The 12,086-nt window shown below is 67.8% G+C and carries 12 protein-coding genes; all 12 read left to right on the forward strand.

The features are described 5' to 3' along the window. On the forward strand, positions 1 to 1,748 hold a 1,748-nt coding region (locus tag IZR01_RS27485; RefSeq protein WP_194925531.1), incomplete at its 5' end, for an arabinofuranosyltransferase AftB family protein. Positions 1,749 to 1,895: 147 nt separating this feature from the next. Continuing rightward, on the forward strand, positions 1,896 to 3,245 hold the full coding sequence (locus IZR01_RS27490) for a glycosyltransferase family 4 protein (RefSeq protein ID WP_194925532.1): 1,350 nt from the start codon (positions 1,896 to 1,898) through the stop codon (positions 3,243 to 3,245). Positions 3,246 to 3,521: 276 nt separating this feature from the next. Beyond that, complete coding sequence (locus IZR01_RS27495) at positions 3,522 to 4,001, forward strand: Cg1360 family ATP-synthase-associated protein (protein WP_194925533.1); 480 nt, start codon at positions 3,522 to 3,524, stop codon at positions 3,999 to 4,001. 225 nt (positions 4,002 to 4,226) lie between these two features. After that, positions 4,227 to 4,565, forward strand: a complete 339-nt coding sequence (locus IZR01_RS27500; RefSeq protein WP_228560346.1) for an AtpZ/AtpI family protein — start codon at positions 4,227 to 4,229, stop codon at positions 4,563 to 4,565. A 136-nt stretch (positions 4,566 to 4,701) separates the two neighbouring features. After that, positions 4,702 to 5,541 (forward strand): F0F1 ATP synthase subunit A, encoded by an 840-nt coding sequence (gene atpB / locus IZR01_RS27505; protein WP_194925534.1) that lies wholly within the window; start codon positions 4,702 to 4,704, stop codon positions 5,539 to 5,541. Positions 5,542 to 5,681: 140 nt separating this feature from the next. Beyond that, complete coding sequence (gene atpE, locus IZR01_RS27510) at positions 5,682 to 5,933, forward strand: ATP synthase F0 subunit C (RefSeq protein WP_194895006.1); 252 nt, start codon at positions 5,682 to 5,684, stop codon at positions 5,931 to 5,933. 41 nt (positions 5,934 to 5,974) lie between these two features. Beyond that, positions 5,975 to 6,550: a F0F1 ATP synthase subunit B gene (locus IZR01_RS27515; RefSeq protein WP_194895004.1), complete on the forward strand. Its 576-nt coding sequence runs from the start codon at positions 5,975 to 5,977 to the stop codon at positions 6,548 to 6,550. Beyond that, positions 6,550 to 7,365, forward strand: a complete 816-nt coding sequence (locus IZR01_RS27520; protein WP_194925535.1) for a F0F1 ATP synthase subunit delta — start codon at positions 6,550 to 6,552, stop codon at positions 7,363 to 7,365. The genes IZR01_RS27515 and IZR01_RS27520 overlap by 1 nt, the downstream gene beginning before the upstream one ends. A gap of 198 nt (positions 7,366 to 7,563) precedes the next feature. Further along, a complete protein-coding gene (atpA, locus tag IZR01_RS27525; protein ID WP_194895001.1) occupies positions 7,564 to 9,198 on the forward strand; it encodes a F0F1 ATP synthase subunit alpha in 1,635 nt (544 codons plus the stop codon). Between the two features lie 51 nt (positions 9,199 to 9,249). Continuing rightward, positions 9,250 to 10,161: a F0F1 ATP synthase subunit gamma gene (locus tag IZR01_RS27530; protein ID WP_194925536.1), complete on the forward strand. Its 912-nt coding sequence runs from the start codon at positions 9,250 to 9,252 to the stop codon at positions 10,159 to 10,161. A 1-nt stretch (position 10,162) separates the two neighbouring features. Beyond that, a complete protein-coding gene (gene atpD / locus IZR01_RS27535; protein WP_194894997.1) occupies positions 10,163 to 11,602 on the forward strand; it encodes a F0F1 ATP synthase subunit beta in 1,440 nt (479 codons plus the stop codon). Then, a complete protein-coding gene (locus tag IZR01_RS27540; RefSeq protein ID WP_194894995.1) occupies positions 11,599 to 12,051 on the forward strand; it encodes a F0F1 ATP synthase subunit epsilon in 453 nt (150 codons plus the stop codon). The genes atpD and IZR01_RS27540 overlap by 4 nt, the downstream gene beginning before the upstream one ends. The last annotated feature ends 35 nt before the right edge of the window (positions 12,052 to 12,086 follow it).

Consider the following 12,086-nt stretch of genomic DNA (forward strand, 5'->3'; position numbering starts at 1 on the left):
GCCGCCCCCTCCTCGACACCGTCAACCCGGTCCGCGCGGTCGGCGCCATCCAGCGCCGCTATCACCCCGTCACCCTCGTCCTCATCGCGGCGACCACCCTCACCTACGCCGCTCTGGCCTACCGGCGCCGCTGGATAGCCGACGACGGCATGATCGCCGTCCGCACCGTGCGCCAGATCCTGGCCGGCAACGGCCCGCTCTACTCGCCCCACGAGCGCGCCGAGACCGACACCTCCACCCTGTGGACCCTGCTGCTCACCATCGGCGGCAGCTCGGGCATCGACGTCGCCCGGGTGGCGGTCTTCGGCGGCCTGCTGTGCGCCATCGGGGGAGTGCTCGCGGCGCTGTTCGCGACCGCCCGGCTCCACGCGCGGCTCAGCGCGCAGCCGCGCCAGTTGCTGCTCCCCGGCGGTGCGCTGGTCCTCCTCGGCGTCTCGCCGTTCTGGGACTACGCGACCTCGGGTCTGGAGACCGGCCTCGAAATCCTGTGGCTGGGCCTGTCCTGGCTGATCCTCGTCGCCTGGTGCGCCGAATCGCCCGGGACCAAACGTCAGTACGCGATCGCGTTCTACCTCGGCCTGGCTCCGCTGGTCCGTCCCGAGTTCGCGCTCCTGGAAGCGGTCTTCGGCGTCGCGGCGTGGTTCCTCATCCGGCCCGGCCTGCGCCGCACGGTCCTGCTTTTCGTTACGGCGGAAGCCCTTCCGCTCGTCTACGAAGTCTTCCGTGCGGGCTACTACGGCGAGCTGGTTCCGCTCCCGGCCCTGGCGAAGTCCGCCAGCGGCTCGCAGTGGCACCGCGGATGGCGCTATGTAGAGGAAACGCTAAAGGGCTACTTTCTCTGGATTCCGTTGGCGATCCTGCTCATCGCCGTCATCGCTCATCTCATGAAGAAGAGCGCCCTGAAGACCCGCACCACCACGATCCTGCTGGCGACGCCCGTCGTCGCCGGTCTGGTGCTCGGCCTTTATGTGGTGAAGGTCGGCGGTGACTTCATGCACGCGCGCATGGTCCTGCCCGTCGTGTTCCTCCTCGTGCTCCCCGTCTTCCTGGTCCCGGTGACGGCGGTCCTGGTGCCGGCCGTCACCGCGACCGCGGTCTGGGCCGCGTACAGCGGTGCGACGTACTCGGTGCACTTCTACGACCAGAAGCACGCCATCTCCGAAGACGAGCGCCTCGGCTACCAACAGTGGACCGGACGGACCAATCCGGACACCTCGGCGGCATACACCAACCGGGAACGGGGAATCGGCGAGGCGATCGCTTCGTGGACCGCGCACGGCCAGCGCGTCCTGACCTCCGAGGGCGGGATCGACGTCCCGCTCGACCCGAGCCTGCCGTACTCCTTCGCCGTGGCGGCCGGGCGGCTCGGCGCGGCCGGCGCCGAGACGCCGCTGAGCGAGGAGGTCGTGGACACGCTGGGGTTGGCGAACCCGCTCGGCGCGCACCTGACGCTCACCTCGCCCGGGCGGCCCGGACACGAGAAGGAGTTGCCGTGGGCCTGGATCCTCGCCGAATACGGCGATCCGGCCGTCGTGGACACCAAGGTGGTGCTCGACGGCACCACCCCGGACCAGGTCCGGGCCGCGCGGCACGCGATGAGCTGCGGTTCGCTGAAGGAGCTGCTGGATTCGACCAGACAGCCCATGACCCCGGGCCGGTTCTGGAGCAACCTCACCGGAGCGCCGGACCGGACCGCCCTGGTCGTCCCGGCCGACCCGTTCGCCGCGGAGAAGAAGTTCTGCGGATGAGCGCGTCCGTTCCACAGTTGTGACGCACCGCCTGCCGCCAGTCGGCGTAGGGTTGTCTCGCGACAGCGGTGTCACCCGAGCACGGGACGATCGGCGCCCCGCCTTACCCGGTCCCAGCAGCACAGCGAGAGAAGCGGAGAGGGTCCCGTGAGGGAGTACCTGCTCGCCATGACGGTGGCATTGGCGGTGACGCTCCTTCTCGGCGGCCCGGTGCGGGCGCTGGCGATCCGGCTGGGTCTGGTCCCGGAGATCCGGGAGCGGGACGCGCACAAGACGCCGACGCCGCGGGTCGGCGGGCTGGCGATGTTCGTCGGGCTGGCCGCCGCGCTGACCGCGGCCGAGCACTTCCCGATGCTGGAGCGCAACGTCTACGGCCAGTCCAGCACCATCCAGGCCCTGCTGTGGGGCGCGTTCCTGGTGGTGGTGCTGGGCATGGTGGACGACAAGTTCGAGCTGGACCCGCTGACCAAGTTCGCCGGCCAGATCTTCGCCGCCTCGGTGATGGTGGTGAAGGGGATCCAGATCAGCTGGCTGGTGATCCCCGGCATCGGCATCGTGGCCGTGGACCCGACGCTGTCCATCGTGCTGTCGGTGTTCCTGGTGCTGGCCCTGATGAACGCGGTGAACTTCGTCGACGGCCTGGACGGCCTGGCCGCCGGCATCACCTGCATCGCCGGGCTGGCCTCCTTCGCCTACTGCTACCGGCTGGCCATCAGCTACAAGCTCACCGGTGCCACCGCCCCGGCGCTGATCTCGATCGTCACCGTCGGGATCTGCCTGGGCTTCCTGGCCCACAACTGGTCTCCGGCCCGGATGTTCATGGGCGACACCGGCTCGATGCTGCTGGGCATGCTGTTGGCGGCCAGCTCGATCACCATCATGGGCGGCATCGACCCCTACCAGCTCGGTACCGAGATCAATGAGACGGTCAACCAGACCAGTTCGGTGCACAAGCTGGTGCCGGCGTACCTGCCGCTGATCATGCCGGTCTCGGTGACCCTGCTGCCGATCGCCGACATGGTGATGGCGGTGGTGCGGCGGACCAAGGCCGGGATGTCGCCGCTGGCCGCCGACAAGGGCCACCTGCACCACCGGATGTTGCAGATCGGGCACTCCCCGCGCCGGGCCGTGCTCATCATGTACTTCTGGTCGTTGCTGGTCGCGTTCGTCACCGTGTTGTTCGCCGTGACGCCGTCCCGGCAGCCCATCGTCTATCTCGCGATAGGGATGACGCTGGTGGGTCTGGTGTTGCTGCTGGGACCCCGGCTGGGCGACCACCGGGACCGGCTGCGCGACAAGGCCCTGCGGGTCGGCTCCCCGCCTACCGCACGCCACCGTGCCGGTGCCGGGGGTAACGGTTCCGAGGTCGACGCTTCGCAGGGTTCGACGGTCCAGGCCGCCATCCCGGCTATAGCGAAATCAACGGAGAACGCCGCCGACGGCACCGATATCGCTGATCCCGACGGCGGACTGCGCCGGCGCACGCTGTCGCGTTGATCACACCCGGCGGCCCCGGTTCGGGCCGATCGTGTCCACCCGTAGACGTTCTCCCAGGTGGAAAAGTACGCACTCTGACGGAGTAGATCAGCAAAAACACTGGTCGAGGCGCATACGAAAACCGGTTCGTGCGTAGAGCGCGAGCTTGTGATAGCTTTCACGAACAAGGGGATGAGGGGTTGTGAGAGATCCGTACCGCCCCCGTAACCTGAACCGACACGACGCGGTGCCGGACCCCCGGTACTGCTCGACCTACAAGACTTCTTGAGGGAAGCCATGCAGGCCATTGACGCCCGATTGTTGCGCGGAGCAGCGGTACCCACCGCTGCTGCCGGCGCTGTCGCCGTCGTGCTCTGCGCCGTGCTGGTCGGCAGCAAAGGCCTGATCGGGGCGCTGCTCGGCAGCGTCATCGTGCTGGCCTTCTTCTCGGTGACGATCGTCATCATCAGCAAGGTCGCCCAGAAGCAGCCCGAGATGCTGCTCGGCTACGCGATGCTCACCTACCTCGGCAAGGTCGTCTTCCTGGCCGTGCTGATGATCGCGTTCAAACACACCACGCTGTTCCACTTCCGGTCCTTCGGATTCACGATCCTGGGCCTGACCCTGGTGTGGCTGGCCGCCGAGACGCGCGCAGTGCTCAAGACGAAGATCTTCTACGCGGACCCCTCCGCGATCCCGGACTCCCTGAAGCCCGTGGCGCCCAAGCGCCCCGAGAGCACCGCCGAGTCCGAACCGTCGCCCATCGGCGGCCGGTAAGCACCATGACCGCCCATAAACCGGCCTGTCGGCCGGGACTGAAGCTTCCCCTGCTCGCTGCCGGAACCGGGCTGTGTTACCGGCCGGAGCTGACACCTCCCCTGCCCACTGTTCGGAATCGAACCGGGCCGCATCACGAGTTCCTAACGCATTCCAGCGTGCCGCTCACGCCTTCTCAGCTGGGTTTCAGGGAAGGTCATCTCTCCTGCTATCGTCCGAGGCGGCATGAGCAGCATGAGCAGTACCCGCAAGCTGAAAACCCGCACCGGGAAGCCGGAGAAGAAGGTCGATCCGGCCTCCATCACGGGCTACCTGTTGGCGGGCATGGTCGTCTACGGCGGCCTCGGTTGGCTGATCGACAAGTGGGCCGGAACCTCCGACGTGTTCACACCGATCGGGGTGATCTTCGGGCTCGCAGCGGGCCTGTTCCTCACCTTCCGGCTGGTGTCGGTGTTGGAGAGGCAGGAACGCGAGGCGCTGCTCCGCAAGCGGCGCGCACTGGTCGGCATCGAGGACCCGCCAGAGCAGCAGGACCCGCAGGACCCGCAGGACCCGCAGGACTAGTAGGACCCGCAGTACCAGAACGATCCGCAGTACCGATTGCCACGACACATCCAGTGCCGATCGCGCGCCCCGGAGTGACCCGGACGCGCCGACACCTGAAGGTTGCCGTCACGATGAGCCAGTCTGGATACACACGATGAGCCTTAGCCTTGCCGCCGGTGTGGGCGCGCTGAACACGGACAGCAGCGGCTGCCACCTGTTCGGGAACAACGGCTGTGGTTTCAACAACGTCGCCCCCGGTGCGGATGACTTCGACTTCTCCAACCGCCCTTGGTTCCACATCGGTACCTACGGCGTCACCAAGCCCGTAGTGCTGGTCGTCCTGATCACGGTCGTGATGGTCGCCTTCTTCTGGGCCGCGTTCAACAAGCCCAAGATGGTGCCGCGCGGCGTTCAGAACGTCGGCGAGGTGGCCTATCTGTTCGTGCGCGACCGGATCGCGCGCGATTCCATGGGTGCCAAGGGCGACAAGTACGTGCCGTTCCTGTTCTCCCTGTTCTTCTTCGTCTGGCTGATGAACGTCATGTCGTTCGTGCCGGGCATCCAGTTCCCGGTGAGCTCGGTCATCGCGTTCCCGGCGGCCCTGGCCGCGATGGTCTGGCTGACCTACATGTACGCCGGTTTCAAGCGGCACGGCCTGGGCTACTTCCGGGTCCTGGGCGTGCCGAGCGGCGTGCCGCTGGGCATCCTGTTCATCCTGACCCCGATCGAGCTGCTGTCGAACATCATCGTGCGGCCGTTCACACTGGCGATCCGGTTGTTCGCGAACATGTTCGCCGGCCACTTGCTCGTCGCCACCTTCGCTGCGGGCGCCTGGTACATGTTCAGCGTCAAGGGGATCTTCTTCTCCGGCGCGTCCTTCACCATGGCCATCGTGATGACCGCCTTCGAGCTGTTCATCCAGGCCCTACAGGCTTACATCTTCGTGATGCTGACCGCGAGCTACCTCGCCGGCGCACTCGAGGAAGCGCACTAGTACCACACAGGTACTACGAAGACGGACGCTTTCTTGTTCCCAAGGGAGCGCGGGCAAGACCACAACTCAAGATCCCGTATCACTTATAAGCGACCGGTTGGCAGAGTGCCCGCCGGCCAACCAGAAGGAAAACGAGAGACATGAGCGCTGCTCTGACCACCCTCGCCGCGGACTCGAACGTCACGATCAAGGGCATCGGGTACATCGGGTACGGTCTGTCGGCCATCGGCCCGGGTATCGGCGTCGGCCTGATCTTCGGCAACGGCGTGCAGGCCATGGCCCGTCAGCCCGAGGCTGCCGGCATGATCCGCACCAACATGTTCATCGGCTTCGCGCTGACCGAGGCGCTGGCCCTGCTCGGGTTCATCGCCCCGTTCGTGCTGAACAAGTAAAGCGCCGTCCCCAGCCCCTACGGACCTAGGGAAGGTAGGAAATGCCAAACACTACGGTTCTCGCCGGGACTTTCAGCCCGATTTATCCCAAAGGCGACGAGCTCGTCATCGGCACGATCGCGTTCCTGATCATCTTCACGATCTTCTGGAAGAAGCTCCTGCCGAGCATCAAGAAGACCCTGGATGAGCGCACCGACGCCATCGAGGGCGGCATGGAGCGCGCCAAGGAGGCCCAGGCCGCCGCCGCCGCGCTTCAGGAGGAGTACCAGCGCAACCTGACCGAGGCCCGGCACCAGGCCGCCAAGATCACTCAGGACGCCCGCGAACAGGGCGCCGCGATCGTGGCCCAGATGCGGGGCGAGGGTCAGGAGCAGCGCGACAATCTGGTGGCCGGCGGCCGGACCCAGCTCGACGCCGACGCCGCCGCGACCCGCGCCGCGCTCAAGGGCGACCTGGGCTCCCTGGCGATCCAGCTGGCGAGCAAGATCGTCGGGGAGTCGCTGGAGGACGAGGCCCGCCAGCGCGGGACCGTCGACCGGTTCCTGAGCGAGCTGGAGGCCAAGGCTGACGCGGCTTCCGGATCGAACACCGCGGCCGCCGCGAAGGCGGGTGCCTGATGCACGGCGCCAGCCGCGAGGCGCTGGCGGCCGGGACCGACCGGCTGGACGCGCTCACCTCGGCGCCCGGCGCGGACATCACCGGCATCGCCGACGACCTGTCGGCCGTGGCGGTGGTCCTGGGTAAGGAAGCCACGCTGCGCCGCATGCTCACCGACCCGGCCCGGCCGGCCCAGGTGCGTGCGGACATCGCCACCTCGCTGCTGGCCGGCAAGATCAGCGCCGATGCCGCCGCCCTGGTGGCCGGGCTGGTCCGGTCTCGCTGGAGCTCCCCGCGCGACCTCGCCGACGCCACCGCGGACCTGGCGGTCCGGGCCGATCTGGCCGTGGCCGAGCGGGACGGCAAGCTGGACGACGTGGAAGACGAGCTGTTCCGGCTCAGCCGGGTGCTGGACTCCAACGGCGCCCTGGCGCTGGCCCTGGCCGACGGCCGGGTCCCGGCCGACAAGCGGGTCGCACTGGCCGACGCACTGCTGTCCGGCAAGGTCGACCCGACGACCTACCGCCTGGTGGGCCGACTGGTGGCGCATCCGCGCGGCCGGTCGATCAGCGCCGGACTGACCGAGATCGGCAAGGAGGCGGCCGCGCGCCGCCAGCGGCTGATCGCCTACGTGACCGCGGCGGTCCCGTTGACCGAGCAGCAGCGCGACCGGCTGGCCGCGGTGCTCAAGCGGCTGTACGGGCAGCAGGTCCACCTGAACGTGGATCTGGACCCGGCGGTGCTGGGCGGGCTGTCGGTGCGGGTCGGCGACGAGGTCATCGACGGCACCGTGGGCACCCGGCTGGCCCAGGCGCAGCGGCAGCTGGCCGGCTGAGCGGGCCGGCGCTGAAGACAGCGGCGCTCGGCGTCAAGGCTTAGCGTCGTACAAGAAGCACAAGCACACAGCGCTGATTCACAACCAGCAGTACCCACCAGAAACGACCTGCGGGTGGTGGCGGCGGGCGGAATCCCTGGAACGAACAGGGGCCCGCCGATGCCCGGCCCGGATGAATCTAGGAGAGCAGGAATACTCATGACGGAGCTCACGATCCGTCCGGAGGAGATCCGGGACGCGTTGGAGCGCTTTGTCGCTTCCTACGAGGCGCCCGAGGCGTCGAAGGACGAAGTCGGCACCGTGACCGAGATCGGTGACGGCATCGCCAAGGTCGAGGGCCTGCCCTCGGCCATGACCAACGAGCTGCTGAAGTTCGAGGACGGCACCCTGGGCATCGCCCTGAACCTGGACGTGCGCGAGATCGGCGTCGTGGTCCTGGGCGACTACGAGGGCATCGAGGAGGGGCAGCGGGTCGCGCGTACCGGCGAGATCCTGTCCACCCCGGTCGGCGACAACTTCATGGGCCGGGTGGTGAACCCGCTGGGTGAGCCGATCGACGGCCTGGGCCCGATCGAGGCCGAGGGCACCCGCATCCTGGAGCTCCAGGCTCCCGGTGTGATGGCCCGGCAGTCGGTCAAGGAGCCGCTCCAGACCGGTATCAAGGCGATCGACTCGATGACGCCGATCGGCCGTGGCCAGCGTCAGCTGATCATCGGTGACCGGCAGACCGGCAAGACCGCGGTGGCCGTGGACACGATCATCAACCAGAAGCAGAACTGGGAGTCGGGCGACCCGAAGAAGCAGGTCCGCTGCATCTACGTCGCCATCGGCCAGAAGGGTTCCACCATCGCGGCCGTGAAGGGCGCGTTGGAGGAGGCCGGCGCGATGAAGTACACGACCATCGTCGCCGCCCCGGCTTCGGACCCGGCGGGCTTCAAGTACCTGGCGCCTTACACCGGTTCGGCTATCGGCCAGCACTGGATGTACGACTCCAAGCATGTGCTGATCGTCTTCGATGATCTGACCAAGCAGGCTGAGGCGTACCGGTCGATGTCGCTGCTGCTGCGTCGTCCGCCGGGGCGCGAGGCGTACCCCGGTGATGTCTTCTATCTGCACTCGCGTCTGCTGGAGCGTTGCGCGAAGCTCTCCGATGAGATGGGTGCGGGTTCGATGACCGGTCTGCCGGTGATTGAGACCAAGGCGAACGACATCTCGGCGTTCATTCCGACGAACGTCATCTCGATCACCGACGGTCAGGTCTTCTTCGAGACGGACTTGTTCAACTCCGGTGTGCGTCCGGCGATCAACGTGGGTACCTCGGTGTCCCGGGTCGGTGGTTCGGCGCAGGTGAAGGCGATGCGTTCGGTGTCCGGTTCGCTGCGTGTGGAGTTGGCGCAGTTCCGGGATCTGGAGGCGTTCGCTGCTTTCGCCTCGGATCTGGACGATGCGTCTAAGGCGCAGTTGGCCCGTGGTCAGCGGATGGTGGAGATCCTGAAGCAGGGTCAGTACACGCCGTACCCGGTCGAGGACCAGGTGGCGGCGATCTGGATCGGTACGTCGGGCTCGATCGATGATGTGCCGGTGTCCGATGTGCGCCGTTTCGAGAGCGAGTTCATCTCGTTCTTGAAGACCGACCACGCGGGCATCTTGGCGACCGTCCGGGAGACCGGGCAGCTCTCCGAGGACACCGTCTCGGCGTTCAAGGACGCGGTCGCGCAGTTCAAGCGCGGCTTCGAGCTCGGCGACGGCACGCTGCTGGCCGACCAGGGCAAGGTCGACGCCATGGACGAGGACAACGTCGGCCAGGCCACGATCACCAAGCACAAGGCCTGATCGCGGTGTCCGACAACGTGAGCATTCGAGTCCGGAAAGGGGTGAACTGACATGGCAGGCCAGCTTCGGGTCTACCGGCGCCGCATCGCGTCGGTGAAGGCGACCAAGCAGATCACCCGGGCCCAGGAACTGATCGCCACGGCCCGCATCGTGAAGGCGCAGCAGAAGGTCGCCGCCTCCACGCCGTACGCGGAGGAGATCACGCGCGCCGTCTCGGCGGTCGCGTCGCGCTCCAACGCCTCGCACGCGCTGACCACTGAGCGCGAGCCGCAGCCGGGTGCCCGGCCGAAGGCCGCGGTCGTCGTGATCACCAGCGACCGCGGATTCGCCGGCGGCTACAACTCCAACGTCCTGCGGGAAGCCGAGCAGCTGATGCAGCTGCTGCGCGAGCAGGGCAAGGAGCCGGTCCGTTACGTGGTGGGCCGCAAGGGCGTGTCCTACAACGCCTTCCGCGACCGGCCGATGGCCGGCACGTGGGTCGGGTTCTCCGACAACCCCGCGTACACCGACGCCCGCACGGTCGCCGACGAGGTGATCGAGGCGTTCCTGGACGACAACGGGATCGACGAGATCCACCTGGTCTCCACCCGGTTCATCTCGATGCTCTCGCAGCAGCCGACCACGGTCCGGATCCTGCCGCTGGTGTACGAGGAGACCTCCGAGCCCCCGGCCGGCGGGGTGTTCCCGCTGTACGAGTTCGAGCCGTCCCCGGAGCGGGTGCTGGACGAGCTGCTGCCGCACTACGTGCGGGCGCGCATCTACAACGCCATGCTCCAGTCGGCCGCCTCCGAGCACGCGGCCCGGCGCCGCGCGATGAAGTCCGCGACCGACAACGCCTCGGATCTCATCGACAACCTCACCCGGTTGGCGAACGCGGCCCGGCAGGCCGACATCACCCAGGAAATCAGTGAAATCGTGGGCGGCGCCAACGCGCTGGCCGACGCGAATGTGGGAAGTGACTGAAATGACTGCGACCACTGAGACCACGACGCTGGCCGTCGGCCGCGTCGCGCGCATCATCGGCCCGGTCGTCGACGTGGAGTTCCCCGTCGACGGCATGCCGGAGCTGCAGAACGCGCTCACCATCGACTACCCGTTCCTCGGGGAGACCCGGACCCTGACCCTGGAGGTCGCTCAGCACATCGGCGACGGCATGGTCCGCGCCATCGCGCTGAAGCCGACCGACGGCCTGGTCCGCGGCGCCGAGGTGGTCAACACCGGCGGCCCGATCACCGTGCCGGTCGGCAACGTGACCCTGGGCCACGTCTTCGACGTGACCGGCGAGGTGCTGAACCTCAAGGAGGGCGAGGAGTTCCACGCCGAGACGCGCTGGGGCATCCACCGCAAGGCGCCCTCCTTCGACGAGCTGGACTCCAAGACCGAGATGTTCACCACCGGCATCAAGGTCGTCGACCTGCTGACGCCGTATGTGAACGGCGGCAAGATCGGCCTGTTCGGCGGCGCCGGCGTCGGCAAGACCGTGCTGATCCAGGAGCTCATCTACCGCGTCGCGGAGAACTTCGGCGGCGTGTCGGTGTTCGCCGGCGTCGGCGAGCGCACGCGTGAGGGCAACGACCTGATCGCGGAGATGACCGAGACCAACGTCATCGAGAAGACCGCGCTGGTCTACGGCCAGATGGACGAGCCCCCGGGCACCCGCCTGCGGGTCGCGCTGTCCGCGCTGACGATGGCGGAGTACTTCCGCGACGTGCAGAAGCAGGACGTGCTGCTGTTCATCGACAACATCTTCCGGTTCACCCAGGCCGGCTCGGAGGTGTCGACCCTGCTGGGCCGCATGCCCTCCGCGGTGGGGTACCAGCCGACGCTGGCCGACGAGATGGGTCAGCTCCAGGAGCGCATCACCTCGACCAAGGGCCACTCGATCACCTCGGTCCAGGCGATCTACGTCCCCGCGGACGACATCACCGACCCGGCGCCGCACACCACCTTCACCCACCTGGACGCCACGACGGTGCTCAGCCGTCCGATCACCCAGAAGGGCATCTACCCCGCGGTGGACCCGCTGGACTCCACGTCCCGCATCCTGGACCCCCGCTACATCTCGGCCGCGCACTACGAGACCGCGATGCGCATCAAGAGCATCCTGCAGAAGTACAAGGACCTGCAGGACATCATCGCGATCCTCGGCATCGACGAGCTCTCCGAGGAAGACAAGGTCACCGTGCAGCGCGCACGGCGCATCGAGCGCTTCCTGTCGCAGAACACCTTCGTGGCGAAGATCTTCACCGGCATCGAGGGCTCCTTCGTCCCGCTGGACGAGACCATCGCCGCCTTCACCGCGATCGCCGACGGCAAGTACGACCACGTGCCGGAGCAGGCGTTCTTCATGTGCGGCGGTCTGGAGGACCTGGAGAAGAAGGCCAAGGAGCTGGAGCGGGCATGAGCGAGTCGCACGCCGGTGCGCGCCGGCTGAACGTCTCGCTGGTGGCGGCCGACCGCAAGGTGTGGCAGGGCACGGCCGACATGGTCATCGCCCGCACCACCGAGGGCGACGCCGGCGTGATGCCCGGCCACCAGCCGATCCTGTCCATCCTGGCGCCTTCCGTCGTGACCCTGCGCGGTACCGAGGAAGGCCTGGTGGAGGCGGTCGTCTCCGGCGGCTTCCTGTCCGTGGCCCGCGACGACGTGTCGATCCTGGCCGAGAGCGTCCTGCTCCCGTCCGAGATCGACGTCCAGGCCGCCCGCGATCTGGCCGCCGCCGCCCGCGAGGCCGAGGCCGCGGCCGGCGACGACCAGGAGGCGCGCGAGCAGGCCGAAGCGGACATGCGCTTCGCCGAGGCCCAACTGCGGGCCGCCGGCGACGCCTCCGTGGGCGCCGGCGCGGGACACTGAGGGGCACTGAGGTACACCTAGATGCGGCCGGGACT

The organism is Catenulispora pinisilvae, assembly GCF_015356865.1.
Classification (GTDB): Bacteria; Actinomycetota; Actinomycetes; order Streptomycetales; family Catenulisporaceae; genus Catenulispora; species Catenulispora pinisilvae.